Consider the following 26,680-nt stretch of genomic DNA (forward strand, 5'->3'; position numbering starts at 1 on the left):
CCCCTTTAAAAGAAACCGCAGACCGAGGTTGATCAGCCTTCGCCTAACTCGCGCATGACTGCGTACAAGGCGGACTTGGCTTCGAAACCAACACCTGGAATATCCGGCAGGCCGACATAACTATTTTCCACCTTGATTCCGTCGGCGAAGCCGCCGAAAGGCTGGAACACGTCGGGGTAGGATTCGTTGCCGCCCAGGTGCAGGCCGGCTGCGATGTTCAGGGACATCTGGTGGCCACCATGGGGAACCACGCGGCGGGAAGACCAACCCATGTCTTCCATCACTTTCAGGGTGCGCATGTACTCCACCAGCCCGTAGGACAGGGCGCAGTCGAACTGGAGGAAGTCGCGATCAGGGCGCATTCCACCGTGACGCAGAAGGTTACGGGCATCCTGGTGGGAGAACAGGTTTTCCCCGGTGGCCATGGGCAGCTCATAGTGATTGGCGAGCTCAGCCTGAAGTGCGTAGTCCAGCGGGTCGCCGATCTCCTCGTACCAGAAGAGGTTGTACTGCTTGATGGCTTCCGCGTAAGCAATACCGGTCTGTAGATCGAAACGACCGTTGGCATCGACCGCCAGTCGACGACCGTCACCCACCACTTCAAGCACCGCTTCGATGCGACGAATATCCTCATCCAGCGGTACTGCCCCAATCTTCATTTTGACGACGTCGTATCCACGATCCAGATAGCTCTGCATTTCTGCTTTGAGCTTGGTCTGGTCTTTACCTGGGTAGTAATACCCACCGGCTGCGTAGACCCAGACCTTGTCATCTGCCACGCCGTTACGGTAGCGGTCAGCCAGCAGGCGATACAGAGGTTTGCCCTCAATCTTGGCGACGGCATCCCATACAGCCATGTCGATGGTGCCAACCGCGACCGAGCGCTCGCCGTGGCCGCCTGGCTTTTCGTTGGTCATCAGGGCTTTCCAGATGGCGAACGGATCCAGGTTGTTGTTTTCATGGTCGACGAGCGTGTCAGGATCAGCTTCCGTGATACGCGCCAGGAAACGATCCCGCATCAGAGCGCCTTGGCCATAGCGGCCATTGGAGTTGAAACCGTAGCCGATGACGGGTTTGCCATCGCGAATCACATCGGTGATGACCGCGACGACCGAGCAGGTCATCTTGGAAAAATCGATATAGGCATTGGCAATTGGGGAGGCAATGGAAACTGTTTTTTCACGGATGTCTACGATACGCATGACGGGCTCCTCTTGTTGTTTGTGGCCCCACGTTATGCTTTGCGATGTCACCCGCCCAATGCTATTAATGCCGGACCCTATGCACAGGAGGCATGGCCCCTTGGAACTCGTTTGGCTTGAAGATCTTTCAGCGCTTGCGGAGTACGGCAGCTTTGTCCGTGCCGCTGAGGCACGCCATGTTACTCAGCCAGCCTTCAGTCGAAGAGTACGCTCACTGGAGAATTGGATGGGCGTCGAGTTGTTTGTGCGCACACCACAAGGCGCAACCCTTACCGAGGCCGGAAGGCAAATTTTGCCCAGTGCTCAGGAAGCGGCCCGACACTTGTACAGGATGCGCAACGAGGCTCAAGAGGTAGCAGGAATCGCCGCCAAGTCGTTGCAATTCGCGGCAACTCATTCGCTGTCGTTTACGTTTTTTCCCAAGTGGCTTCGAAGCTCAGAAAACGGTGCCCCCATTGAGGCAGTGAAACTGCACTCGGACAGCATGGCCGTCTGTGAGCAGATGCTGATACATGGTCAGGTTCAGTTCCTGCTCTGCCACCGCCATCCCGACGTTCCGCCTTTACTGGCGCCTGATCAGTTCACCGGCAAGAAGGTGGGGGAGGACGTCCTCGTTCCGCTTGCGAGTGCTTCCACTCACTTCGGCACCTCACCCGCGGCATTGCCATACCTCGCATACACCCATGAGTCTGGACTGGGACGTATCGTCGCCCACAGGTTGCGTGGCAAGGAAGATTACCTTCACCTCAAGCCGCTTTTCAGCAGCCACCTTGCAGCGGTACTCATGTCCATGGCCCTGGAAAGCAAAGGTGTGGCGTGGCTGCCCAAGAGCCTTACCGAGCAGGAAGTTCTTGATGGGCGCTTAGTCAGAGCGCTCGACGAAAGCTGGGACATACCTCTGGAAATTCATCTGACCCGCCCGAAAGCAATCCTCAGTCAATCTGCTGAAGAGTTTTGGAGCCGGGCGGGTAGTGACCCCCAAGCTCCCACATGACGAGCGCTCAGTTACGCGCAATGCCCAAGCGGGTCTTTATCTTCATGTCGGATGACTGAGCGACGGAGGTTTTCTGGTTCCCGCGGCAGAGTTTAACCAGAGCAGCATTGCGGCGAGAGAGGCGGCGACTATCAGCGTAAGCCACATGATGACCAGCAGGGTGAAGGTGACACTGTTGTTTAACTCACGAAAAATGCCGAAGGCAAAAGCCGTGTACCAAGACACCCCCGAAACTGCACCGGAGGCGAGAAACAAGGCCGCTCTTTTGCGGGATACGCCAAAGAGCAGGGGGCGACTCAGGTCGCGTAGGGCTTCTGGCAGCACAAGCGCGTGGATGATTATTCCGTTGATGGTCAGGACGATCACCACAATGACTTTCGCCCAGAGTTTGGGGTTTTCAAACTTTTCCGGCGACTCCATCGCGTAAAGGGCAAGGAAACCAAGGCCTGAAAGCCACAGGAGGCAGAGTCCAATAGTGACCGCGTCGCTGATGAAGTGAAAGGTGCGTCCGATTTCAACCGGGAGGCTGCCCCGGCGCATCCAACGCAGGATCCAGAGGTCCAGCATCGTCGCCCCACCGAGACCGAAGCACATGCCGAGCAGGTGTATACCTATAAGGAGTGTCAGCACCTTTAGCTGTGGGAGTGGAGCCGGCAATGTAACGCTTAGCGCGAGTGTGTCGGCGAGTAAGTAGCCACTGCCGGACAGCGCAAGCAGGCCGCCTAAAATCATGAAAGACGTGCGTATCTTCATTTATTACGGCCTTGGACGAGTGTTTTTAGTTGGACGCGTGCGCAGTTTGTTTACTGGAACAGGCAGATCAAGCGGCTGCTATCTGCAGCGTTGCTGCAACCAGGAAGATACGTTTCGGGTTAAATGAGGCCAGCGACGCTAGCGTCACATCAGTAGGTTGCACGGGCGTAGACCCTGCTCAGGAAGGGACCGGTGCTTGGGCATCGATCAGGTTCCGGCTCTTGAGCTCCTCCCAAAAGGCTGCCGGGATACCGACCTTCATCGCCTGCACATTGGAAACGATCTGCCCCGGCGTGCGGGCACCCGGAATGATCGCTGACACTTGCGGATGTGCTGCCGCGAACTGCAGGGCGGCAGTATGAATGTCGATGCCATGTCGTTTGGCAACCGCCATGATTCGCGCGCGCTTTTCCACCGCTCCGGCAGGCAGATCCAAACTGAAGTTGTATCGGCTGCGTCCTCCCAGGAATCCATCGTTCAGTGGTGTTCCAACCACAACGCTGGTGCCCTTCCTGCTCAACGCCGGAAAGGTGTTGCGTAACGCATCGCTGTGCTCAAGGAGCGAATACTGGCAGGCAAGCAACACGATGTCGGGAGTCGGGTCATCACCGGCCATTGCCTGGACCACAGCATTCGGCGTATTGACGCCGAAGCCCCATGCCTTGATGAGCCCCTCATCACGCATCTTTTCAAGCTCAACCATCGCCCCTGTGCGCGCAATGCGATACGCCGCTTCCCAACCGCCTTCCAGTTCGCTGTTATCGGGCGAGATGTCATGGATAAACACGATATCGATACGCGGCAGCCCCAGCCGCTGCAGGCTGTCTTCCACGGAACGCCGTGCGCCTGCCGCGGTGTAGTCATACCGGTAGTTGAAGGGCGCGGGTGACTTCCAGATGGCATGGTCCGCGCGGGGGCCACCCGCGGCAGTCAAAACGCGTCCTACCTTGGTGGAGACCACATAGTCGTTCGGATGTTTGCCGTGCAGAAAGCGGCCTACCCGATATTCACTCAAACCAAACCCGTAGAACGGCGACGTGTCGTAAAGCCTTACACCCGCGTCCCAGGCGGCCTGTAGAACCAGGCCCGCCTGCTCGTCGCTGAGCGGCGCAAAGATATTGCCAATCTGTGTCCCGCCCATGCCAAAGCGTTGAGGCGTCATGTATCGCAGGGTAGGCGAGGGTGAATTGAGGGGCAGGCCTGTGCGCACTGGCCGGCCTTCAGTACGCATCACGCTCCCGCGCTCTGTCAGTAAAGAGGGCGCTGGGGCTGCCGAACTGGCGACACTCGAGGCTGGCAGCAAAGCGGCTGCAACAGTACCCACTGCCGAGTAAGTAAGAAAATCTCGTCTGTCCATCCAACGTTCCTTTCGCGACCGAGGTTTCACGGGATCATCGAAGCCGGTATTCGTACTGGAAGTTAGAACAACGAGGGTTGGCCGGGTGACCCTAATACGCCATATTTTTTGCACAATCCTGCCGATGCGCTTGTGTTGGTCACGCACTCTCAGCAGACTCGAACATTCCGTAAACAGGGGCGCATGTAATGACGAGCGGTTCCTTCTCGCAGTTCGGTTCCGGCCATCTGCATTCTCTGGCGTTGCGCGATCCCATACAGCCCAACGAGCGTCTCCAGGCACTCAGGCGGCTGATCGAAAAAGTCACCCGGCAGATTGGTTTGAACGAGGTCTGCAAAACATCGATTCCAGATCTGGCCTTTTATCGAATGGCTGACCTGGGTACGCCCACTTACTGCATTTATGAGCCTTGCGTGGCCATCATTCTGCAGGGCGCGAAGGAGATCACGTTCGGTGAGGAGGCCTGTGAGTTCGGGCAGGGGGCGTTCTTCGTCACGTCGGTCGACATCCCCACACTGGCCCGTGTTACCGCTGCCAGCGAGGAAACCCCCTATTTATCCGTCGTGTTGAAGCTCAACCTTTCCATGCTCAACGAGGTGATCCAGACCTTGGAACCGCCTGCGCAGGAAATGGCTACTCAAGCGCGGGGCTTCGTATCCGGTGCGGCGTCGAGTGAGATGCTCGACGCATTCGCTCGACTCGCTACGCTGATCGAACGGCCGCTTGAAGCAGGCTTGATGTCGGATCTGATCAAGCGGGAAATATGCGTTCGGCTATTGCTAAGTAGTGCAGGGCACTGGCTGCGCAGCGTCACCCGCGACGGTTATCGAGACAAGGGCATCGTGAGAGCCATTGAATGGCTGAAACATCACTACGACAAACCGCTGCACGTGGCCGATCTCGCCGAACGATCAGGAATGGCCAGCTCTACGCTGCATCACAGTTTTCGCAAGCTCACAGGCACCAGCCCTGTTCAGTATCAAAAGGCGTTACGGCTGCAAGCCGCACGCAGCCTGATGTTGACCGATCGTGTTGACGTGAACACCGCCGCGTTGCGCGTCGGCTATGAAAGTGTCGCTCAATTCAGCCGTGAATATGCCCGGCGTTTCGGAGCCCCGCCCTCGAGAGACATCAAGCACGTACGGGAGCAGGGCGGACTGCTCGACTAGCGACGCTTCAAAGGGGAATGTGGGTGGTCGACAAGACCTGACGCAAGCCCATGAACGATCGAATCTGGCGAACCCCAGGCAGGTAAAGCAACTGTTCCGCGTGGAGCCGGTTGAAACTGTTGCTGTCCTTGGTTCGTATCAACATGAAGTAGTCGAATTCCCCCGTCACCACATGGCACTCCATACAGCCGGACACTTTTTGTGCGGCTGCCTCGAATGCGGCGAATGATTCCGGTGTGGAGCGGTCCAGCACCACGCCGATCAACACCACCATCCCCGCATCCAGCGCGACATTGTCGAGCAGCGCGACTATGCCTTTGATCAGGCCGACTTGCTTGAGCCGCTCGACGCGCCTGAGGCACGCCGGTGCACTCAATTTCACCTTCTCTGCCAGCGCCACATTGGAGATGGAGGCATCTCGCTGCAGGGCCTTGAGAATGGCGCGGTCGGTTCGATCCAGCGGCTGCGGCACCGGGGCCGATACACTTGGCTTCTTGCGAGTGTTTATTGCGTTCATGACTGTTTATTCGCAATTAAAGTATGTTCGATATTTATAGCGAGAAATTATAGTTCTTTAAGTGGTAGAAGTTTGCAACACATCTTTTTGGAAATCTTCTTAATATTGAACTCATCGAAGCCCGCCTGAAAGAACCTGGAAGGCAACCTTTGCCTTTCGGTCTGGCGCTTTGATGTCCAGTAATCAAGGAGCAGCGTCATGAACCTGAATCGTTTTAAACGTTATCCGTTGACCTTCGGTCCTTCTCCCATCACGCCCTTGAAGCGCCTCAGTGAACACCTGGGTGGCAAGGTCGAGCTGTATGCCAAACGTGAAGACTGCAACAGTGGCCTGGCCTTCGGCGGGAACAAAACGCGCAAGCTCGAATATTTGATTCCCGAAGCGCTCGAGCAAGGCTGCGATACCTTGGTTTCCATCGGCGGCATCCAGTCGAACCAGACCCGCCAGGTGGCCGCCGTTGCCGCTCACCTGGGCATGAAGTGCGTGCTGGTGCAGGAAAACTGGGTGAACTACTCCGATGCGGTATATGACCGCGTTGGCAATATCGAAATGTCTCGCATCATGGGCGCCGAGGTACGACTGGACGCCGCCGGGTTCGATATCGGCATTCGGCCCAGCTGGGAGAAGGCCATGGACGATGTGGTGGCGCGGGGTGGCAAGCCGTTCCCGATACCGGCGGGTTGTTCCGAACACCCCTACGGCGGCCTTGGGTTCGTCGGCTTTGCCGAGGAAGTGCGAGAGCAGGAAAAACAACTGGGGTTCACGTTCGACTACATCGTGGTCTGCTCTGTGACCGGCAGTACCCAGGCCGGCATGGTCGTCGGTTTCGCCGCGGACGGCCGTTCGAAGAACGTTATCGGCATTGATGCCTCGGCCAAGCCGGAGCAAACCAAGGCGCAGATCCTGCGTATCGCCCGGCACACCGCAGAGTTGGTGGAACTGGGCCGTGAGATCACCGAAGACGACGTGGTGCTCGATACACGTTTTGCCTACCCGGAATACGGTTTGCCCAACGAAGGCACGCTGGAAGCCATTCGTTTGTGCGGGAGCCTGGAAGGTGTGCTGACCGATCCGGTGTACGAAGGCAAATCCATGCACGGGATGATTGAAATGGTCCGCCGTGGTGAGTTTCCCGAAGGCTCCAAAGTGCTGTATGCGCACTTGGGTGGGGCGCCTGCGCTGAATGCCTACAGCTTCCTGTTTCGCAACGGCTGATTAACGCCAAAAAACCAGGGAGCTCACGAAGCGATGGGTGAGTCGGCATCAATATTGAATGTCACGACCCCATCGTCGAATCGCCACCCGGAGCACGTTGCTCCTATCCAACCGCCGGAAGTACCGCCATGCATGCGATAACGCAATCTGCAGTCTGGATCAAGGAGCCTTCGGCGGATGCCGGAGTAGTGATCGTTACCAGCGCCGCGTTGCCCCCGTACATGATCGACAAGCTGCATGTGGCGATAGATGAGTGGGACCAGGTGGCTTATCTAGCCATCAAACAGTCCGAGGCGTTGAGGCTCGACTGGTTGCAGGTCGGGTCCAGCCCGGAGCCGTCCGACGGGGCCTACGCGTGCCATGCCAGCCAACTGTTGCGCGGCGTCTCCCACGGCAGCTTTTTACTGGATGTCGAAACTGGCACGGATTGCGGCATGACGTGGCTGGGGTCCGTCTTTGGTCATCCGCTGCGCGTGGTCGAGCTTGGAGAAGTAGCCTCCTCCACTGCACAGATGGATCAACAGGTGGAGGCGGTGTTAGCGGCGACCCGAAGCCTGGCGAAAAGCGTGTTGCAGGCACGCGGCGTCATTTAACCAATGACCTGGTCCATTCGCCTGTTGGAACCATAAAGGCATCGCTTATGAGCCAAGCTGTCGATTGTCGTCCCAACGCAATGAGGTGGATGCGCGAGCCATCAAGTTGCACGCGCATCGTGGTCATCGTGTGCGGACTTGATAGCGCTCATATTGACTTGATTCATCAAGGGTTCAGCTGTTTTGACAATGTTGCGCTGCTCCATGTCGATGCGGTGGACACCGTCCCTGGCAAGCACGTTGATGTGCAAGTGGCCAGGAGTGACTGTTCTTTTGTCGTGCTCGGTGAACTGGATGAACGTGTATTGCATAGCCTTTCCATGGGTAAGCGATGCCTCTACTCCATAGCGCCAGACGTGTCGGCCGAATGTTCGGTGATTGCAGCAGTAGAACAGGTCAAAAACTTCGCCCGAGTGAGCCATTCCCGTCACCTTGAAACGATACCCGACAGCGCCGGGAGCTGCCTGTGAACCTGTCGGGGACCACACGTAGAAAACCATGGCCTCAAACGCTGTCGCCGACCGCCAGAATGGTCGCCACCAGGGCCAGGGCGCGAGGTACCAGGGTGTCCAGCTCCAGGTATTCACGATCGGTGTGGACCTTGCCACCCACCGGGCCGAGCCCGCACAGGGTTGGAACGCCCAGGCTGGCGGTAAAGCCGGAGTCGGCGCAACCGCCGGTGAATTCGCCTTCGACGCTGAAACCCAATGCCAGTGCTTTTTGTTGATAGAGGTGCAGCAGTCGTTCGCTGTGGCGTGCTTCCATCGGTAGAAAGGTCGTCGCTTCCTTGAGGACGGCGCGGGTGCCGATCAGTTCTTCTTCGGCGACGATGGCCTGGATTGCGCTGAAGATCCGATCCCAGTGCTTGAGTTCGATGAAGCGCACGTCCAGCCGCGCACAGGCGCTGGGCGCGACGGTGTTGCTCGACGTACCACCGGATATCAGCCCAACGTTAGTGGTGATGCCGGCCGGGTAATCGGTCAAGGCATGCAGCTTGACGATCTTGCGTGCCAGGGCCTCGATGGCGCTGGCCCCGTCGGCATGGTTGACCCCGGCATGCGCCGCGCGGCCGCTGACTTCGATGATCAGCGTGGCCCCGCCTTTGCGTGCGCTGACCACGTTGCCGCTGGCCCGGCCGGGTTCGGTATTGAGCACGGCGCGGGCGGCACGGGCGGTGTTTTCGATATGGGGCCTGGCGCTGCCGGAGCCGATTTCTTCGTCGCCGGTGTACAGGACCTGCACCGGATAGGGCAACCGGCCGGCGCGCTTGAGTGCTTTGAGCGCGAAGCAATTGAGCACCAGGCCGCCTTTCATGTCGGCGACGCCGGGGCCATAGGCGAGGTTGGCGTCGCGGCTGTAGCCGCGAGTCGTGGTGGTGCCCTTGGGGAAGACCGTGTCGCGATGGCCCAGCAACAGCACCGGTTTTCCAGAATCGCCTGGCACTTCGGCGAGCAGCACGTCACCAAAACCCTCGACCGGGATGCGCTTGAGCAGGATGCCGTCGGCCTCCAGTTCAGCCGCGAGCAGCGCGCCGACGGCGTCGACACCCGCCTTGTCATAGCTGTTGGAATCGGTGTCGACGATGCGCCGCAGCAGCGCTTCCATGGCTGGGCGCTGGTCGGCTAGCCAGTCCAGGGCCTGTTGTGGCGTGGCGCTCATTGCGCCTGCTCCCGTAACTGATGTTCCCGGGTCAGGCGTGCCGCATCGTTGCCCAGGTCCCAGAACAGCCCGGCCATGATTTGCAGGCTTTCCTTGACCACCGGCGCCAGCAAGTGTTCGTTCGGCGCATGTTGTGAACAGGCCGGGTACGAGTGCGGCACCCACAATGTCGGCAGGCCCAGCACGTCCGCGAACACATCGTTGGGCAGCGAACCACCGAGGTTTGGCAGCAGCGCAGGTTTTTTGCCGGTGGTCTGTGCCAGGGAGCCGAGCGCCCAATCGACCCAAGGGCTCTGCGGGTCCAGCCGAGTGGCATGCATCACATCGATGCGGCTTTGCTTGACCTCGACATTGCTGAAGCCATGCGCATCCAGGTGGGTACGTACCGCCGGGATAAAGGTCGTGTAGTCGCTGTCGACCACGAAGCGGATATGGCAGTGGGCGTTAGCCTTGCCGGGAATCGCATGCACCGGGGCGTCTGGGTTGCCGGTCTTGAAGGCGATGACGTCGAGGGTGTTCCAGCCGAACACCTTTTCGCTCAGCGAAAGCGCCGGGTTACCCCAGTTGGCGTCGATGTCCGGATCGCCCGGTCCGCCACCCACGGCAATATCGGCCAGCGCCTGCCGAACCGGCTCCGGCAGTGTCTCGGGCATCAGGCCCGCCACTTTCACCCGACCGTGTTCATCGACCATGCTCGCGATGGCATTGGCCAGGATGATGCCGGGATTGGCCAGCAACCCGCCCCAGTTGCCGGAGTGGTGGGCGCCTTCACGTAAATTGACCACCAACTCGAAGTTGAATACCCCGCGCGAGCCGAGAAAAATCGTCGGGCGTGATGCCGACAGGCGCGGGCCGTCCGAGGCGATGAAAATATCCGCCGCAAGCTCTTTGCTGTGCGCGGCACAGAATGCGTTCAAGCCCGGCGAGCCTTCTTCTTCGCCCATTTCCAGCAGCAGCTTGACGTTGAAACCCAGTTGGCCATCGCGCGCCTTGAGCGTTTGTTCCAGCGCGGTCAGGTTGATCAGGTGCTGGCCTTTGTTATCCGCCGTGCCGCGGCCGTACCAGCGATCGCCTTCGGCAATGACGTGCCACGGCGACAGGCCTTCGCGCCATTGCGCCTCATAGCCGCGCACCACATCACCGTGGCCGTAGCTGAGCACGGTCGGCAGGTCCGGGTGTTCAATGCGCGTGGCGATCATGAAGGGGCCGCGCTCGGCCACTGGGTTGTCATAGATCTTGACGCTGAAACCCATCGCCTCGACATGTGGGGTGATGAACTCATTGAGGTAGCGATACAGCTCGGGCTGGCTGTCCGCTGCCTGGCTTTCGGTGTGCAAGGCGACGCTGCGTTGGAGCAGATTGAAAAACTCGCCATTGTCGAATTGTGCTGTGGTGTTGCTGATAGCCAGTGAACGACTCATGAGTGGACAAGCTCCAGTGTTTGGGCAGAAGTGTCGTGAAGGTGGCAACGCACGTTGCCGCCGATAAGCGGACCATTGGCCGGGTAGGCCGTTTTGCAGGGGGCGAGGCAGCTCGGGCAGCGCGGATGGAAAGCGCAGCCGGACGGCGGTGACATGGGGTTGGGGAAGGTGCCGTGCAGGCCGATCTCGGGAATGCCCAGGCGCGGATCGGGCGTGAGCACCGAATCCAGCAAGGCGCGGGTATATGGGTGACCGGGCTCCGCGAACAACGATTCGCGCGTGCGTTCTTCGACGATGCGCCCCAGGTACATCACGGCGACCCGGTCGGCGAGGTGTTCGATGACCGCCAGGTTATGGCTGATCAGCAGATAGGTCAGGCCGAATTCACGCTTGAGGTCCTGCAGCAGATTGAGAATCTGCGCCTGCACCGACACATCCAGCGCTGAGGTGGGCTCGTCGCAGATCAACACGTCAGGGCGCATGATCAGCGCCCGGGCAATCGCCACCCGCTGGCGTTGCCCGCCGGACAGCTGGCTCGGGTAGCTGTCGATCACCCGTTTGGGCAGGCCGACCACATCAAGCATCGCTTCGGTCTTCCTGCGGCGCTCGGCGGTGCTGCCGATGGCATGCACGATCAGCGGCAGGGTAACGATTTCGCGCAGGGTCTTGCGTGGATTCAGCGAGGAATACGGGTCCTGGAAAATCGGCTGGATATGCCGGGACATTGCCTTGCGATCAGTCGCCGCCAGGTGTTTGCCATTGACCAACACGTCGCCGCTGGTGGGCGGCAACAGACCGAGCAGCATCTTGGCCAGGGTACTTTTGCCGCAACCGGACTCGCCCACCAGACCGAGGGTCTCGCCACGCATCAGGCGCAGGGAAACACCATCCACGGCCTTCAGGGTGGCGGCGGGTTTGAAAAAGCCCTGGTTGATCCGAAACTCACGGCGGATGTCACACAGCTCCAAAGCGATGTCTTTTTTCATGACCTTGCACGCTCCTGAAGGCGAATCGGTGCCGGGGCCGGGGCGGCGAACAGGCAGCGCGCCATGTGCCCGTCCTGTTCGACTTCGGGGATGTTTTGCGCGCAGGCCGGGATCGCCTGACTGCAACGATTGCGGAACGCACACCCTTGCTGTTCGCCGACCAGACTCGGCACCAGGCCTGGAATCGAACCCAGCGCCTCACCCGGTTTGGTCCGGCCAGGGATTGGAATACTCGCCAGCAGACCCCGGGTGTACGGATGCTGCGGATTCTCGAACAGTTGCAGGGCAGGGGCGGTTTCGACGATTTCCCCGGCATACATCACGGCGACCCGGTCGGCGATCCGTGCCACCAGCCCAAGGTCGTGGGTGATGAAGATCACCGCCAGGCCGAGTTCTTTCTGAATGTCGCGGATCAAGCGCAGGATCTGCGCTTGAATGGTCACGTCCAGCGCCGTGGTGGGCTCATCAGCGATGATCAGGTCTGGTTCGCACATCAATGCCATGGCGATGATCACCCGCTGGCGCAGCCCGCCGGAAAGTTGATGCGGATACTGGCGCAAGCGCTCGGTGGCATTGCTGATCCCGACCTTCTCCAGCATCTGCGCGGCGCGCGCCAGGGCCTCCTTGCGTGAGACCTTGCGATGCTGGGTCAGTACCTCGCTGAGTTGATCGCCAATGCTGTAGGCCGGGTTCAGCGAGGTCATCGGCTCCTGGAAGATCATCGCCAGGCGGTTGCCGCGCAGGTCGCACATGCGCCGCTCGCTCTGGCCGAGCATGTCGATGCCGTCCAGCGTCAGCCGGGACGCGGTGCGTTTGGCCTTGCGTGGCAACAGGTCCATCAACGCCAGCGAGGTCAGGGATTTGCCGCAGCCGGATTCCCCGACGATGCACAGCATTTCACCGCGCTCGACTTCAAAACTCAGGCCGCGTACGGCATGCAGCATGTCATCCGGCGTCGGGCTGTTGCCCATGGGGATGTCCACGCGCAGGTTTTCTACATGGAGTAGTGCCATGTTCGGTTCCCTCTATCAGTTACGGCGGTCTATCAGTTACGGCCGTCGGGCAGGATCAGATCGCGCAGGCCATCGCCGACGAGGTTGATGCCCAGCACCAGAATCATCAGGGCGACGCCGGGAATAGCGATAACCCACGGGGAAAAGAACATGTAGGGTTTGCCTTCCGCGATCATCAGGCCCCAGGACGGCGTCGGTGGCTGCACGCCAACCCCGAGGAACGACAGTGCTGACTCCAGCAGGATCGCGTGGGCCATTTCCAGCGTCGCGACGACGATCAGTGCGCCGACCAGATTGGGCAGGATTTCACTCACCAGAATGCGCAGGGTCGAGCAGCCGAGCGCCTGGGCCGACGCCACATATTCAGCATCGCGAATCTGTTGCACCGAGGCCCTGACCACCACCGCGAAGCGATCCCATAACAGGCAGCCGAGCAGCACGATCACCACTTTCAGTGAGCCGCCCATCAACGAGGCCGAGGCCAGCGCGACCATCACCACCGGCATCGCCAGCCGGGTGGTGATCAGGTAGCTGATAAACCCATCGACCTTGCCGCCGTAGTAGCCCGCCAACAGCCCCATGAGCGTGCCGATAAAGCCGGAAATCAGCGCCGCTGCAATGCCGATGAACAGCGAAATACGTGCGCCGTAGAGCAGCCTCGACAGGTAGTCACGGCCCAGCTTGTCGGTGCCGAGCACGTATTCCCAGGTGCCGTTGGCCATCCATACCGGTGGTTTCATGCGCAGCATCACGTCTTGCGCATAAGGGTCGTAAGGTGCCAGCCACGGCGCGAACAGTGCACCTGCGAAGATAATCAGCAACAACACCGCGCCGATGGCGAAACCCCGATGACGCAAGCTCTTGCCAAGCACTCGGCTCAGGCTGCTCGGTGGTGGCAGGTAGTCATTGATCGCGAGGGTAGTGGGGGTGCTCATGTAGGCCTCCTAGCGCACGCGAATACGCGGGTCGAGCAGTGCGTTGAGCACATCGGCCAGCAACGTGAGGATGATGTAGATCACCGCAATCAACAGGACCACGGCCTGTACCACCGGAAAGTCGTCACGGGCGATGGCGTCCCAGGCAAGTTGCCCGATGCCTTGCAGGGAGAACACGGTTTCGATCACCACCGAGCCGCCGAGCATGAAACCGAACTCCACCGCCGCCAGCGCGACGACCGGAATCAGCGCGTTGCGCAGTGCATGCTTGAACAGCACGCGGGTGGGGCGCAGGCCCTTGGCGCGGGCGGTGCGGATGTAATCGGAACTGAGCACATCAAGCATGCCGGCGCGGGTCAGGCGCATGATTGCCGGCGTCGCGTAGTAGCCCAGGGCAATGGCCGGCATGACGAAGTGCAACAGGGTCGCGTTGCCGGACACCGGCAGCCACTTGAGCGTCACCGCGAACACCACGATCAGCATCAGCGCAAACCAGAAACTTGGCATCGCCTGGCCCAGCACCGCGATGCTCAAGGCCAGCCGGTCAACCCAGGTGTCGCGTTTGACTGCGGCCAGCACGCCCAGTGGAATGGCCACCAGCAAGGCGATCCCCAGCGCCATGGCACCCAGCCCCAGGGTAATCGGCAAGCGGCTGGCGACGAGGTTGTAGACCGATTCCTGAAAGAAAAACGAGTTGCCCAGGTCCAGCCGCAGCAAATCGCCCAGCCAGTTGAAGTACTGGGTCGGCAGCGGTTTGTTCAAGCCGTACTGCACGCGAATCTGTTCGATCTGTTCGCTGGTGGCTTCCGGTCCGCCAATGGCAGTGGCGAGGTCGCCGGACAGGTGCAAAAGCGAAAAGCTGATCACCGACACGGTAATGGCAACGCAAATGGCGATGCCCAGGCGGCGCAGAAGGAATCCAAGCATGGCAAGTTTCCTCATATCCAATGGATGACAAGTGTGAGGACGTGTCCGTGGCGCACGAGAGTCCGTGCGCCCGGTTACGTATTACTTCCACGTGGACTCGACGAAACGCGGCAGCTCATCCGGGTACGGTGTGAACGCGAGTTCCGAGGTGTAGGCGTAGTTCATCGAGTAGTTGAACAGCGGCGCCCAGTAGGCTTGCTCGCTGATGCGCTGCAAGGCCTTGCGGTAGTTATCCTTGCGCACTTGCGGGTCGAGGGCATTGTCGGCGGTCTGCAACCAGCCCTGGACTTGTGGGTCCTTGATATTGTCGTCCGGATTGCCCTTGAACCAGGTACCGGCCGACGCCGAGGTGTCGAGGATCGAGAACGAGCCCCAGGCCTGAAACGACATGGGCACCTTGCCGCCACGTTGCTGATCGCGCAGGGCGGCGTACTTCAAGTAGCGCAGCTTGGCGTTGATGCCCACTGCGCGCAGGTTGCCGATGATGGCTTCGACGTAATCACGGTCGCGATAAGCGAAGATTTCTGTCTCGAAGCCATTTGGGTAACCGGCTTCGGCGAGCAGCGCCTTGGCCTTGGCGGGGTCATAGTCGTAGACCGTGGCCGCAGTGGTATCGCAACCGAACTGGCCGGGATAACAGGCAACCTGCAAGGGCTTGGCTTCGCCCCCCACCAATTGCGTGGCCAGCGCATTGCGGTTGATCGCATGGTTGATGGCCTGGCGCACCTTGAGGTTCTTCATCGGTGAGTTTTCAGTGGAGGTGCCACGTGCATCAAGAATCAGGAAACCGATGCGCATGGTTTCGCCACTGGTCACGGTCAGGTTCGGCATACCCTTGAGGTCGACCGCCTGATCCGAGGTCACACGCCAGGTCCAGTCGACACCGTCGGTCATCAACTCGGCCAGACGGGTTTCTGCATCCGGGATCACGCGGAACTTGAGGTGGCTGATATGGGGCTTGCCTTGTGGGCTGTCCGGGAAGTAGTCCTTGTTGATCTCCATGGTCACACCTTCGCCGGCCACCACCGACACGGCTTTATACGGCCCGGTGCCAATGGGCTTGCGACTGAATTCGGCCAGGCCGACCTTCTCGAAGTACTGCTTGGGAAACATCGGAACGGCGTTGGACAGGTATTCCAGTGCCGGCGGGAAAGGCTTCTTCAAATACAGGCGGACGCTGTAGTCGCCGGTTTTTTCGGCGCCCTTGATCCAGTCTACGTTTTGCACGGTAACGACTTTCGCTTCGGGCGACACCACGTAGTTGAGGGTGAACACCACATCGTCGGCGGTGAAGGCGTCGCCGTTGTGAAATTTGACGCCCTTGCGCAGCTCAAAGTCGAGGGTGGTGTCGTCGACCTGCTTCCAGCTGGTAGCCAGCATGGGTTTGTATTCGCCGCTTTTGGGATCGCGGTAGATCAGGTTGTCCCAGATCAGCCGGCCGAGAATCACGCCTTCGCGTAAATCGTTGTGATAGGGGCTGATGTTTTCAGGCTCGCTGTCGGAAGCGTAAACCAGGGTGTCGTTGGCTTTGCCGGCATGCGCCGGAAAGCTGCTGATAAGGCCCATCAGCGCGATACTGCAGGCGAAACCTTTGATGCCCATGCCGTCGTCTCCGTTGGCGAGAGTGGTTGAATCAAAGGGCAGCGAATCGCAAATGCGTAGAAGGAGGAGGAAAAGGTCGGGCGCTGTTTTTTTGGTCTGGACACGAATGTAGGGAAGGGCTATCAATGCCGCAAGCACAATATTTCGATACTTCCTTTGCCGAAAAGGCAATCCTTGGGGGCTCCGATGCAGCTGTATGGCGTGCAGTCCACGGCACTGCGCTATTTTCTTGAAGTCGCCCGATGCGGATCGATCAGCGAGGCCTCAATGCGGCTGAATGTGGCGGCATCAGCGGTGAGCCGGCAAATTTCCAAGCTTGAGTTGGCCCTGGATGCCAGCCTGTTTGAGCGTCGCGCCCGCGGCATGGTGCTCAGCGAGGCGGGGGCGCGACTGGCGGCGTATGCGCGCAAGTCGCAGCTTGAGGCCGAGCAGGTGGTGCTGGAAATTACCGAGCTGCACGGCTTGCAACGGGGCCATGTGCATGTTGCCTGTTCGGAAGGATTTGCCCTGGAATACATGCCCAGGAGCATCAGCGCGTTCAGGCGTGAGTATCAGGGCATTCATTTTACGCTGGAGGTCTGTGCGCCCGCTGAAGCGACCGAGAAGGTTCGCTCCGGTGAAGCCGACCTGGCGATGACGTTCAGCCTGACGCCGCAAAAGGAAATCAAGGTCGAACATGTCCTGAGCGGGGCGATTTTTGCCGTGGTCTCCAATGCCCATCCCTTGGCCGGGCGGGAGTCTGTCAACCTCGCCGAGTTGCAACCCTGGCCCATTGCGTTACCCAAGGCCGACACTACGATACGGCAACTCTTCGACATCTGTTGCGGCGTCCAGGGGTTGTTGTTCGACCCGGTATTGACCACCAATTACGTTGCCGCGCTCTACAGTTTCGTCCGTGAAGAGGGAGGCATCAGCCTGGCCAGCGAAATGACCTTGCACCAACAGGTGGCGGACAAGCAGTTGCAATGCTTGCCGATCCTTGATGAAGGCATGCAGGCGCGGCGCATCGAACTGCAAAGCATGGCTGGGCGCAATCTACCGGCGGCGGTTTCGGCGTTCAGGGATTTTCTGATCGCTGAGCTGGCGAAGGCGAAGCGGCTTTGAAAAGATGAGGTTATTGCAGCGGCCCCACCACTTGCCGATAGCGTTCTTCCCCCTGCGGCGTCTGGCGGGTCAGGCTGATTTCCAGGCCGATGGGATCGGCTTTACGGTTGCCGGCCAGCTGACGCCAGCCTTGGCCCGGTTCCCAGATGCGCACTTGCAGGTCGCTGACACCGGATAAGACGGCCACTGCTTTTTTGGGCGCAGGCAACGGGTATCGATCACTGGCTGCGGATGTGGCGCGGTACAGCGTGTCACCCTCCAGCCACCAGCGCACCCGTTGCAGACCGTTTTCGGGAAGGGCTGCGTTACGAATCACGTTCAGTTGAAAATCATGCTGGTCGGAGCTGCGAACGCTGATTGCGGCGAGCCCGTCGGGCTGTTCGTCATCGTTCAAGGCTGGCGTTCTCAGTTCAACGCCGGCGCGCAGGGCCAGGTCGCGGTCCAGCTGGTTGAGTGTGCGCAACAACGCTTCGGTTTGCTCGGTGCTGGCCTGCAGATGGCTGTCGGCACGGCTCACGCTGTCGAGGCCGCGCCAGGCAATCAGGCTGACAATGGCCATCAGCATGATCGCCACCATGACTTCAATGAGGGTAAAACCGTGCTGGTCTGTTTTCATGGTTGGTTCGCCACGCGTATTTGTCCTGTCGCCGTGCGGTGAAGGGTGAGGCGGTGCTGGCCATCCGAGAGCTGCAGTTGCAAGGGCGAGGCAAACCATTCGGCATTCAGTACCACCGGTTGCCTGGGGGTTACACGTACGCTCATCGAGGGTGTTTCCCAGGCACGGGGACGCAGTTGCGGGTCGCTCATGAAGTGATCCCAACCCTCGCCGGGCGCGTTGCGCCGACTGAAGCGAAACCCTTTATTGTCGGCCCGCCACGTGATGGGGCGGCCGTCGGCCCGGGCTTCGGCCTGGGCGATCTGCAGCATCTGGACCACGCGGTTGGCGTCCTTGCGCAGCAATTGCAACGGGTCGGGTTTGATGCTCAGGCTGATCGCCGCTGAGGCGATGCCGATGATCACCAGGACCACCATCAACTCGATCAGGGTGAAGCCTTGCTGATTGGCCTTGGTCATGACACAACGCTCCTTCGTCGTGGGTCTCTCCTGTAGACTGCCCGGCAGGACAACAAGGAGGTTTTGTCGTGGTCGCTATTTTTCGTTTGACCGCGCCGCGAGTGGTGCAGGCAGTGGCATTGGCCACGGCGCTCGCGGGGGGGCTGGTCTGGTCTTCCGTGTTGCTGACATCGGCCGAGTCCCAGGTGCCGCCAGTCGAGCCGCCGGTTTTGGCCGCTCGCCCGGATACCCCGGCGTTGCAGTGGTTTTCCAACCAGCCGGCGGTGGTGGACATCAAGGTCTCCGGCCTGATGGCGGGCGTGCGCGGGGCGGTGGCGATCCTGAGCCTGAACGAGGGGCCGCCGCGCAGTTTTCGGGTGGGCGAGTCATTGGCCCAGGGTGTGCGCCTGGCGGCGATCGAGGGCGATGCGGTAGTGATTGAGCGTGGCACGCAGCACACCCGCATTAAGGTCAGCACGCTGCCGGACTCGGTGGTGCTACCGCGCTTGACCCGACCCTGAACGCTCATTGGGGCGTTGCCTTCGGCGGGTTGAGCAGCGTTTCCACCCGCGCCAACGGTGGCGCCTCGCGCTTGCGCTCCGACACCTGCAGGGTGACGCGCATCAGGCGTCCATCGGCGCTCGGTGCGATGCTCTGCTCGCAACGCAACTGCAAGCGGCCCTGATCACAGTCAAACGCTTTGTGCCCCCTGGGCAGGCGTCCCTCCAGGCGCAGTTCGGCGAGCCTGCCCTGGGCCGACAGCAGCGCCATCGAGCGGTCGCGCAGCAACCCATTGCTCTGGGTCATCAAGCCTGCAACGCGGACCGCCGCCGCCATCGCCACGGCAATGATCGCCAAGGCCACGAGCACCTCGATCAATGTAAAACCTTGCTCCTTGCGCGACAGCTCCATGGGTCACTCTTGGCGTAAAAACACGCCGTAGAGTAGCACTCAGAGAGCCGCGGGCAGCGGCCAATTATTTTTGCTATCCAGATAGTTAGTTTTGTTACACTGCGCGCCGAATTAGGATCAAGCCAAGGATGGTGGATATGGATTTCGCGCGCATCAAATATGGGCCTCGCGCCCGCCACGTTCAGCAAGGGTTCACGCTGATCGAGATCATGGTGGTGGTGGTCATCCTCGGCATTCTGGCGGCGATTGTCGTGCCTAAAGTGCTGGACCGTCCGGACCAGGCCAGGGCGATTGCGGCCAAGCAGGACGTTGCCGGCCTGATGCAGGCGCTCAAGCTTTATCGCCTCGACCACGGCACCTATCCCAACATGAACCAGGGCCTCAAGGTATTGGTCGAGCGCCCGGCAGATGCAAAAAATACCAACTGGCGTTCTTATCTGGAGCGCCTGCCCAACGACCCCTGGGGCCGTCCTTACCATTACTTGAATCCCGGCGCGAACGGCGAAGTCGACATCTTCTCCCTCGGTGCCGACGGACAGCCTGATGGCGACGGTGTGAATGCCGATATCGGATCCTGGCAGCTCTAAGCGCGGCCATGAAATCACACTCGCCCACAGGGGCGAAACAGCGCGGCATGGCGATTATCAGCGCGATGCTGATCGCGGCGGTGGTCGCTGTGTTCGCCGCCGGCATGCTCACCCGCCAGAGCGTTTTTACCCGTTCACTTGAGGCCGAGCAGGCGCGAGTGCAGGGCAGTGCATCACTGCTGGGCGGCCTGGAAGTCAGCCGGCGATTGCTTCGGGACGCCCGCGAGCAGGATGTGCTGACGCGGCTTGACCAGCCATGGGCCCGGCCGATCAACACCGCTCAGGACGGCGAATTCGAAGGCCGCCTTGAGGACCTGCAAGGCAAGTTCAACCTGCGCAATTTAATCGCCCAAGAGTCTGTTGATCTCGGGCAGATGCGCAGCTTTGAGCGGTTGTGCGAGATGATCGGTGTCGAGGCCCGCCTGGCGCAGCGCATCAGCCAACGCGTGATTGCGGCCTACCCACATAGGCCGGTTGCCTCAACAGTGGGGCAGCCGCCCCCGCCATTACCCGCCACCCAGCCGATGCTGCGCAGTCTTGATCAATTACGCGGTATCGAAGGCCTCAATGAGCGGGTCTTGGCACGGCTGGAGCACTACGTCAGCATTCTTCCGGTCAACACCTGGGTCAACAGCAATACGGCCAGCGCGGAGGTGCTGGCCGCGGTGGTGCCGGGTTTGTCCTGGGCGCAGGCCAAGGCGTTGGTCGCCGAGCGCGATCGCGGCCAGTGGTTTATCAATCGCGGCGACTTCGTTAACCGTGCGCGATTGCCCAACCTGAACGTGGATGAACTCAATGTCGGGATCACCAGTGAGTGGTTCCTGCTCCAGGGTCAAGCCCGCCGCAATCAGCGCCGTGTGCACCTGGCTGCGCTGCTGCATCGTCCGGAAGACGCAATGCCCAGGGTGATCTGGTCGAGGCTGGGCGTATGACGCGCCTGCGTCTTGCCTTGCCGCCGCTGGAGTCCTTGACGTCGGACACCGAGCTTGAGTTCGCGCAACTGGACCGCAAGGGGCACGTCAGTCATACCGGCATCAGCACCCTTGGCCAGCTGGGACAACAGGTCAAGTCTCAGGCCGTCGAGTGTTTCCTTCACCCCATGGACACGGTACTTACGCGCATTGAACTTCCGCCGCTGTCAGCGTCCCGTATCGATGCGGCCGTTACCTGCGCTGCGCAGGCCTTGATCCTGGGGCCCAGCGAGCAGATGCATGTGGCGCACAGCGCTCGAGATGCCGATGGACAGGTGCACCTGAGCTGGCTGCCCAAGGCTGTACTGGATCGCCTCGGTCAGTTGCTTGGCCTGCACGGATTGAAGCTGGGCGGCCTGTATCCAGCGCCTTACCGCTTAGCCGTGCCAGCGGCCGGGCAGGTCAATGGATGTGTGGTAGAGGGCCAGTTGCTGCTGCGTTTCACCCTCGCCCATGGGGCGGTGGAACCGTTGGTTGAGGACCGTCTGGAAGCGCTCGCCGCCACCGGCGAAAGTGTGCTGTGGCCCGTGGACCATCAGCGCTGGAACGGCGCTGCCCCTGGCTGGGGATTGCACGCCGGGGTCGGTCGGCGCACTGCACAGGCGGCCGGTTGGGGGCGGGCGTTGGGCTGTTGTGCGTTGGCCGTGGGTGTCTGGGTGGCCGGGCTCAACCTTTACGCCGCCCGCGAGGTTGCGCAAGGGCAGCAGCTCAAGCAGCAGATGAGCCAGCGCGTGAAGCACGCATTTCCCGAGCTGCCGGTGATTCTCAACCCTCTGCAACAGGCTCGCCAGCAGTTGGCGAACCGGCAAGGGGGAGGGCCCGCGCAGCTCAATCACGACTTTGCTTACCTGGTGCAGCAAGCCGCCATGGCGCTGCCGTTCATGGCCGGCAGCGTCCAGCGGTTGACCTTCAGCGAGCGCCAGTTGCAGCTGCAGATGACCGCCGAAGCCACTCCCGCTGCCGACGGCGCTGTACAGGCTGCGCTGAGCCAGGCGGGACTTTCCGCCCACCGCAACGAGCGCATCTGGACGCTGAGTGCGATGGCTGAACCCGCGTCGGGAGAGGGTGATTCCAGCGTGGAAAACGACGATGAATAATCCGAGACTGATGGCCTTCAAAGGGCGCTGGAAAGCGCTGGCCCCGCGGGAAAAAACCATGCTCAGCGGTGCGGTGGTGTTTCTCGCCAGCCTGTTGGTCTGGCTGTCGCTGATCCAGCCAGCGCTCAAGAACATAGACTATTGGCAAGCCGAAACCCCGAAGCTGCGCGCCCAGAGCCAGGCACTGGCGCTGTTGCTTCGCGAGGTCACCACGCCTGTCGGGCTGGACCTTGAACACTCATTGCGGCAATCCCTCGACGCCGCCGGACTGGCGGGGCACTACCGGTTACAGGCCCAGGATGCGTCCTGGCAACTGACACTGGACTCGGCCCCCGCCGATGCGGTGCTCGGCTGGTTATTGAGTGACCCAGGGCAATTCTCGCTGGACGTGGTGGAGGCTCGTTTGCAGCGCGCCGGCGAAGCCTCGGTCGACAACACGGCAGGCACTCTCACAGGAACCGTCCGTATGGATCGGATGCACGGCGCTAAGGAAGCATCATGAAGTGGTCAGGTTCCCATTATGTCCGTACGGCTGCGCCGTTTCTGTTGCTCGCACTGAGTGCGTGCAGCGCGCAGCCCACGGCGGATTTACCCCAGGACAGTGAGCTCGGCCTGCCCCTGGCCACCACCCAGCGCAGCGGCGATGCCCTGGTAGACCGGCAGCGTGCGCAAGTGCAAATCGAACGGCAGTCGCGGCCCTTGCACAAGGTTACCAACCCCACACGTGGCAGCGGTGCCGGTCACAGCGGCGTGGCGCCGAGCAAACCCTTGGGCGATCAACCGGTCACGCTGAATTTCGTCGAGGCCGACATTCAAGCCGTGGTGCGGGCGTTGTCCCGTGCGACGGGGCAGCAGTTCCTGGTCGACCCGCGCGTCAAGGGTTCCCTCACGCTGGTTTCCGAAGGGCAGGTGCCGGCGCATCAGGCCTACGACATGCTGCTGGCGGCACTGCGCATGCAGGGCTTCAGCGTGGTGGATGTTGGCGGTATCGCGCACGTGGTGCCCGAGGCCGATGCCAAGCTGCTCGGCGGGCCGATCTACAGTGCCGACAAGCCGGGCGGCAGCGGCATGCTCACGCGCACCTTCCGCCTGCAATACGAAAACGCGGTGAACCTGATCCCGGTACTGCGCCCGATCGTTTCGCCAAACAACCCGATCAACGCCTATCCGGGCAACAACACCATCGTTGTCACCGACTACGCCGAGAACCTGGCGCGGGTGGCGCAGCTTATCGACGGCATCGACACACCGAGCGCCATCGACACCGACGTGGTGCAGGTTCAAAACGGGATCGCCGTGGATATCGCCGAGATGGTCTCGCAACTGCTGGAGCAGCCGGGCAGCGATCCGACGCAGAAAATCACGGTGGTGGGCGACCCGCGCTCCAACGCGATCGTGATTCGTGCCGGCAGCCCGGAGCGAACCGAGTTGGCGCGTAACTTGATCTACAAGCTGGATAACGCCCAAGCCAACCCAAGCAATTTGCACGTGGTGTACCTGCGCAACGCCCAGGCCGCGAAACTGGCGCAGTCGTTACGCGGTTTGCTGACCGGTGAAAGCGACAGCGGTGGCGGTGACAATGCGCGGTCGGCCCTCAGCACAATGGGTGCCAATATCTCCGGCAGCCAGACCGGGCAGGGCAGTGGCCAAGGCAGTACCACCAGCGCCAATGAGTCGGAGCAGACGAACAGCAGCTCGAGCAGCCAGGCCGGCGGGCAAACGAATGAGCAAAACGTCGCCTTCACCGCCGGTGGCGTGACCCTCCAGGCCGACTCGACCACCAACACCTTGCTGATTTCTGCCCCGGAGCCGCTGTACCGCAACCTGCGTGAAGTCATCGACATGCTCGACCAGCGCCGCGCCCAAGTGGTGATTGAAAGCCTTATCGTTGAAGTCGGCGAGGACGATGCCAATGAGTTCGGCGTGCAGTGGCAGAGCGGCGACCTGGCCGGCAAAGGCGTGATTGGCGGGACTAACCTGGGCGGCGCGGGGTTCAACCTGAATGGCAAGACCAGCGTTGACGTGCTGCCCGGCGGGCTCAGCCTCGGCTTTATCAACGGTACCGTGGATGTGCCCGGCATTGGCAAGGTCATGGACCTCAAGGTGTTGGCCCGCGCGCTTAAAAGCAAAGGCGGCAGCAACGTACTGTCGACGCCGAACCTGCTGACCCTGGATAACGAGGCGGCCAGTATTTTTGTTGGCCAGACTATCCCGTTTGTCAGTGGCAGCTACGTGACCGGTGGCGGCGGTACCAGCAATAATCCGTTCCAGACGGTCACCCGTGAAGAGGTCGGCTTGAAGCTGAATGTGCGCCCACAAATCTCCGAGGGTGGCACGGTCAAACTCGATATCTACCAGGAAGTCAGCAGCATCGATGAGCGCGCGTCCAGCAGCGCCGCGTCGGCCGGGATCGTCACCAACAAGCGCGCGATCGACACCAGTATTTTGCTCGACGACGGGCAGATCATGGTCCTCGGCGGCCTGCTCCAGGACGGTTACAGCCAGAGCAATGAAGCCGTGCCGTGGCTGTCGAGCATTCCGGGGCTGGGTGTGCTGTTTCGCAATGAACGCCGGGCGGTCACCAAGACCAACCTGATGGTGTTCCTGCGCCCGTATATCATCCGCGACAGTGGGGCCGGGCGCGCGATCACCCTGAACCGCTATGACTACATGCGCCGTGCCCAGGGCCATTCCCAGCCGGAACACAGCTGGGCGATGCCGGATGTGCAGGCGCCGCAATTGCCGGCGGTGGAGAAGGCTATTCCGGGCGGGCAGCAGCAGGGGCCGAGGGCGGTGATTCGGGCGGTGCCGGTTTCTGGGGGGCGACCGTGAACATTTTGACCGTGTACATATCCATTCCTGCGGTAACGGCCACCTATGGTTCCGCTCTTACAGCGGGTCACTTTTGGAAGGACCCAAAAGTAACCAAAAGGTCCTCGCCCCACCACTCGGCACCTCGCCTAGGCTCGGTGTGCCCGAACGCAGGCTTGAATCCGTGGGCCGCCGTCATGGGCCATCCCTGGCCCAGGACGGCTAACCCGGCGTCCTGCCGGGTTACCCACGGATTCAAGCCTGCGTTCGGCCAGCGTGGTTTTACGGGGCGCCGAAGATCAAGATCAAAAGCGGCTCGCTTCGCATCGCGGGTACGTTGTTTTGTGACCGCGCTCGGTCAGGAAGATGTCTTGTGAGCCTTCTCCCTTACGCCTGGGCCAAATCCCAACGCATCCTCCTGCGTCCCGGCGACGACGGCATGCTGCTGACCGTCTGCCCCTCCACCCCCGGTTGGTCGATCAGCGAAGTGCGGCGCCAGTTCGGCCAGTCGCGGGTTGAGCAGGTACGCGACGATGAACTCGACGGCCTTCTCGCCAGTGCTTATGCCGATACGGGCAGCGCCGCCGCCGTGGTGGGCGCGGCAGAGAACGAGGTCGACCTCGACCGCCTGATGCAGGACATGCCCGAAATCACCGACCTGCTCGACACCCAGGATGGCGCGCCGGTGATTCGTATGATCAACGCCTTGCTCACACAGGCAGCGCGGGACGAGGCCAGTGATATTCACATCGAGCCCTATGAAAGCCATTCGGTGGTGCGCTACCGCGTCGACGGCACGTTGCGGGATGTGGTGTCGCCGCGCAAGGCGCTGCATGGTGCGCTGGTGTCGCGGATCAAGATCATGGCCCAGCTCGATATCGCCGAAAAACGCCTGCCCCAGGACGGGCGTATCGCCCTGCGCGTGGCCGGGCGGCCGATTGATATTCGTGTGTCGACCGTGCCCACCGGGCATGGCGAGCGGGTGGTGATGCGCCTGCTCGACAAGCAGGCCGGGCGCTTGCAACTGGAGACCCTGGGCATGGAGCCGCAGTTGCTGGCGCGCCTCGACACCTTGATCCGCCAGCCCCACGGCATTGTGCTGGTCACCGGGCCCACGGGCAGCGGCAAGACCACCAGCCTGTACGCGGCGTTGGCACGGCTGGATGCGAGCACCAGCAATATCCTCACCGTGGAAGACCCGGTGGAATACGACCTGCCGGGCATCAGCCAGATCCAGGTCAACGCCAAGATCGACATGACCTTCGGCCTGGCGCTGCGGGCGATCCTGCGTCAGGACCCGGACATCATCATGATCGGTGAAATCCGCGACCTGGAGACCGCGCAAATCGCGGTGCAGGCCTCGCTCACCGGGCACTTGGTGCTGGCGACCCTGCACACCAACGATGCGGTGTCGGCGGTCAACCGCCTGATCGATATGGGCGTCGAGCCGTTCCTGCTGGCCTCGTCACTGCTGGGCGTGCTGGCGCAACGCCTGGTCCGCCGCCTGTGCCCGCATTGCAAACAGGAAGACCCGGCCGCGCCCGGCACCTGGCGCCCGGTGGGCTGCGCGCAGTGCAACCAGATCGGCTACAGCGGGCGGACCGGTATCCATGAATTGTTTTGCGTCGACGACGAGGTGCGCAGCCTGATCCACCAGGGCGCCGGCGAGCAGGATCTGCGCGTGGCGGCGCGGCGTGCGGGGATGTTCAGCATGCGTGAAGACGGCGAGCGCTGGGTGCGCAGCGGCGCCACCGCGCCCGAAGAAATCCTGCGCGTGACACGGGACGCCTGATGAATCGCTA

Annotated in this window: 27 protein-coding genes; 13 read left to right on the top strand and 14 right to left on the bottom strand. The window is 61.1% G+C overall.

The annotated features are described in order from the left end of the window. Positions 1 to 32: 32 nt before the first annotated feature. The gene (locus tag BFQ01_RS16625; protein ID WP_065926113.1) at positions 33 to 1,202 is read right to left on the bottom strand and encodes a mandelate racemase/muconate lactonizing enzyme family protein; all 1,170 of its coding nucleotides are present in this window, start codon (positions 1,200 to 1,202) and stop codon (positions 33 to 35) included. Positions 1,203 to 1,302: 100 nt separating this feature from the next. Here BFQ01_RS16625 and BFQ01_RS16630 point away from each other — a divergent pair, with 100 nt between their 5' ends. Next, positions 1,303 to 2,196 (top strand): LysR family transcriptional regulator, encoded by an 894-nt coding sequence (locus BFQ01_RS16630; RefSeq protein WP_027603417.1) that lies wholly within the window; start codon positions 1,303 to 1,305, stop codon positions 2,194 to 2,196. Positions 2,197 to 2,238: 42 nt separating this feature from the next. Here the strand turns inward: BFQ01_RS16630 and BFQ01_RS16635 are convergent, their stop codons facing one another. Then, a complete protein-coding gene (locus BFQ01_RS16635) occupies positions 2,239 to 2,949 on the bottom strand; it encodes a hypothetical protein (protein ID WP_170252189.1) in 711 nt (236 codons plus the stop codon). 178 nt (positions 2,950 to 3,127) lie between these two features. After that, positions 3,128 to 4,306 (bottom strand): aldo/keto reductase, encoded by a 1,179-nt coding sequence (locus BFQ01_RS16640; protein WP_065926114.1) that lies wholly within the window; start codon positions 4,304 to 4,306, stop codon positions 3,128 to 3,130. 188 nt (positions 4,307 to 4,494) lie between these two features. Here BFQ01_RS16640 and BFQ01_RS16645 point away from each other — a divergent pair, with 188 nt between their 5' ends. Beyond that, positions 4,495 to 5,475: an AraC family transcriptional regulator gene (locus BFQ01_RS16645; RefSeq protein WP_065926115.1), complete on the top strand. Its 981-nt coding sequence runs from the start codon at positions 4,495 to 4,497 to the stop codon at positions 5,473 to 5,475. 7 nt (positions 5,476 to 5,482) lie between these two features. Here the strand turns inward: BFQ01_RS16645 and BFQ01_RS16650 are convergent, their stop codons facing one another. Continuing rightward, positions 5,483 to 5,992 (bottom strand): Lrp/AsnC family transcriptional regulator, encoded by a 510-nt coding sequence (locus tag BFQ01_RS16650; protein ID WP_065926116.1) that lies wholly within the window; start codon positions 5,990 to 5,992, stop codon positions 5,483 to 5,485. 198 nt (positions 5,993 to 6,190) lie between these two features. Here BFQ01_RS16650 and BFQ01_RS16655 point away from each other — a divergent pair, with 198 nt between their 5' ends. From BFQ01_RS16655 to BFQ01_RS31585, 3 genes are all read left to right on the top strand, one after another. After that, complete coding sequence (locus BFQ01_RS16655) at positions 6,191 to 7,207, top strand: 1-aminocyclopropane-1-carboxylate deaminase (RefSeq protein WP_065926117.1); 1,017 nt, start codon at positions 6,191 to 6,193, stop codon at positions 7,205 to 7,207. A 128-nt stretch (positions 7,208 to 7,335) separates the two neighbouring features. Next, positions 7,336 to 7,800: a transketolase gene (locus tag BFQ01_RS16660; protein WP_065926118.1), complete on the top strand. Its 465-nt coding sequence runs from the start codon at positions 7,336 to 7,338 to the stop codon at positions 7,798 to 7,800. Positions 7,801 to 7,847: 47 nt separating this feature from the next. Beyond that, positions 7,848 to 8,270 (top strand): hypothetical protein, encoded by a 423-nt coding sequence (locus BFQ01_RS31585; protein ID WP_083244888.1) that lies wholly within the window; start codon positions 7,848 to 7,850, stop codon positions 8,268 to 8,270. A 34-nt stretch (positions 8,271 to 8,304) separates the two neighbouring features. Here BFQ01_RS31585 and BFQ01_RS16670 read toward each other — a convergent pair whose 3' ends face one another. From BFQ01_RS16670 to BFQ01_RS16700, 7 genes are all read right to left on the bottom strand, one after another. Then, positions 8,305 to 9,459 (bottom strand): M20 family metallopeptidase, encoded by a 1,155-nt coding sequence (locus tag BFQ01_RS16670; RefSeq protein WP_065926120.1) that lies wholly within the window; start codon positions 9,457 to 9,459, stop codon positions 8,305 to 8,307. Next, positions 9,456 to 10,880, bottom strand: coding sequence for a M20 family metallopeptidase (locus tag BFQ01_RS16675; RefSeq protein WP_065926121.1), 1,425 nt, complete (start codon positions 10,878 to 10,880; stop codon positions 9,456 to 9,458). The genes BFQ01_RS16670 and BFQ01_RS16675 overlap by 4 nt, the downstream gene beginning before the upstream one ends. Continuing rightward, complete coding sequence (locus tag BFQ01_RS16680; protein ID WP_065926122.1) at positions 10,877 to 11,866, bottom strand: ABC transporter ATP-binding protein; 990 nt, start codon at positions 11,864 to 11,866, stop codon at positions 10,877 to 10,879. Before BFQ01_RS16680 ends, BFQ01_RS16675 begins: the two co-directional genes overlap by 4 nt. Next, complete coding sequence (locus BFQ01_RS16685; protein ID WP_065926123.1) at positions 11,863 to 12,879, bottom strand: ABC transporter ATP-binding protein; 1,017 nt, start codon at positions 12,877 to 12,879, stop codon at positions 11,863 to 11,865. Before BFQ01_RS16685 ends, BFQ01_RS16680 begins: the two co-directional genes overlap by 4 nt. Positions 12,880 to 12,911: 32 nt before the next feature. Continuing rightward, positions 12,912 to 13,814 (bottom strand): ABC transporter permease, encoded by a 903-nt coding sequence (locus BFQ01_RS16690; RefSeq protein ID WP_065926124.1) that lies wholly within the window; start codon positions 13,812 to 13,814, stop codon positions 12,912 to 12,914. Positions 13,815 to 13,823: 9 nt separating this feature from the next. After that, a complete protein-coding gene (locus BFQ01_RS16695; protein ID WP_065926125.1) occupies positions 13,824 to 14,741 on the bottom strand; it encodes an ABC transporter permease in 918 nt (305 codons plus the stop codon). Between the two features lie 81 nt (positions 14,742 to 14,822). Then, positions 14,823 to 16,343 carry an ABC transporter substrate-binding protein gene (locus BFQ01_RS16700; RefSeq protein WP_027603430.1) on the bottom strand — a complete coding sequence of 507 codons (1,521 nt, stop codon included), beginning with the start codon at positions 16,341 to 16,343 and terminating at the stop codon, positions 14,823 to 14,825. 186 nt (positions 16,344 to 16,529) lie between these two features. Between BFQ01_RS16700 and BFQ01_RS16705 the strand changes: the two genes are divergently transcribed. Next, a complete protein-coding gene (locus BFQ01_RS16705; protein ID WP_027603431.1) occupies positions 16,530 to 17,447 on the top strand; it encodes a LysR substrate-binding domain-containing protein in 918 nt (305 codons plus the stop codon). Between the two features lie 10 nt (positions 17,448 to 17,457). On the opposite strand, the gene gspJ is transcribed toward BFQ01_RS16705, so the two are convergent. Beyond that, positions 17,458 to 18,063 (bottom strand): type II secretion system minor pseudopilin GspJ, encoded by a 606-nt coding sequence (gene gspJ / locus BFQ01_RS16710; RefSeq protein WP_065926126.1) that lies wholly within the window; start codon positions 18,061 to 18,063, stop codon positions 17,458 to 17,460. Further along, complete coding sequence (gene gspH, locus BFQ01_RS16715) at positions 18,060 to 18,521, bottom strand: type II secretion system minor pseudopilin GspH (RefSeq protein ID WP_065926127.1); 462 nt, start codon at positions 18,519 to 18,521, stop codon at positions 18,060 to 18,062. The genes gspJ and gspH overlap by 4 nt, the downstream gene beginning before the upstream one ends. Positions 18,522 to 18,589: 68 nt before the next feature. On the opposite strand from gspH, the gene BFQ01_RS16720 reads away from it, so the two are divergent. Then, entirely contained in the window at positions 18,590 to 19,021 is a 432-nt protein-coding gene (locus BFQ01_RS16720; RefSeq protein ID WP_065926128.1) for a type II secretion system protein N, read from the top strand. A 4-nt stretch (positions 19,022 to 19,025) separates the two neighbouring features. Here the strand turns inward: BFQ01_RS16720 and gspI are convergent, their stop codons facing one another. Next, complete coding sequence (gene gspI / locus BFQ01_RS16725) at positions 19,026 to 19,412, bottom strand: type II secretion system minor pseudopilin GspI (protein WP_065926129.1); 387 nt, start codon at positions 19,410 to 19,412, stop codon at positions 19,026 to 19,028. Between the two features lie 137 nt (positions 19,413 to 19,549). Here gspI and gspG point away from each other — a divergent pair, with 137 nt between their 5' ends. The 6 genes from gspG to gspE all read left to right on the top strand — a co-directional run bounded on the left by gspG (position 19,550) and on the right by gspE (position 26,670). Continuing rightward, on the top strand, positions 19,550 to 19,999 hold the full coding sequence (gspG, locus tag BFQ01_RS16730) for a type II secretion system major pseudopilin GspG (protein WP_065926130.1): 450 nt from the start codon (positions 19,550 to 19,552) through the stop codon (positions 19,997 to 19,999). 8 nt (positions 20,000 to 20,007) lie between these two features. Next, positions 20,008 to 20,931, top strand: a complete 924-nt coding sequence (gene gspK, locus BFQ01_RS16735; protein WP_065926131.1) for a type II secretion system minor pseudopilin GspK — start codon at positions 20,008 to 20,010, stop codon at positions 20,929 to 20,931. Further along, complete coding sequence (gene gspL / locus BFQ01_RS16740) at positions 20,928 to 22,067, top strand: type II secretion system protein GspL (protein WP_065926132.1); 1,140 nt, start codon at positions 20,928 to 20,930, stop codon at positions 22,065 to 22,067. Before gspK ends, gspL begins: the two co-directional genes overlap by 4 nt. Then, positions 22,060 to 22,569, top strand: coding sequence for a type II secretion system protein GspM (gspM, locus tag BFQ01_RS16745; RefSeq protein WP_065926133.1), 510 nt, complete (start codon positions 22,060 to 22,062; stop codon positions 22,567 to 22,569). Before gspL ends, gspM begins: the two co-directional genes overlap by 8 nt. After that, positions 22,566 to 24,899, top strand: coding sequence for a type II secretion system secretin GspD (gene gspD, locus BFQ01_RS16750; protein WP_065926134.1), 2,334 nt, complete (start codon positions 22,566 to 22,568; stop codon positions 24,897 to 24,899). Before gspM ends, gspD begins: the two co-directional genes overlap by 4 nt. A gap of 352 nt (positions 24,900 to 25,251) precedes the next feature. Next, the gene (gene gspE / locus BFQ01_RS16755) at positions 25,252 to 26,670 is read left to right on the top strand and encodes a type II secretion system ATPase GspE (RefSeq protein WP_065926135.1); all 1,419 of its coding nucleotides are present in this window, start codon (positions 25,252 to 25,254) and stop codon (positions 26,668 to 26,670) included. The last annotated feature ends 10 nt before the right edge of the window (positions 26,671 to 26,680 follow it).

Origin of the sequence: Pseudomonas sp. 8 R 14 (assembly GCF_900005955.1) — a bacterium.
Taxonomy (GTDB): domain Bacteria; phylum Pseudomonadota; class Gammaproteobacteria; order Pseudomonadales; family Pseudomonadaceae; genus Aquipseudomonas; species Aquipseudomonas marginalis.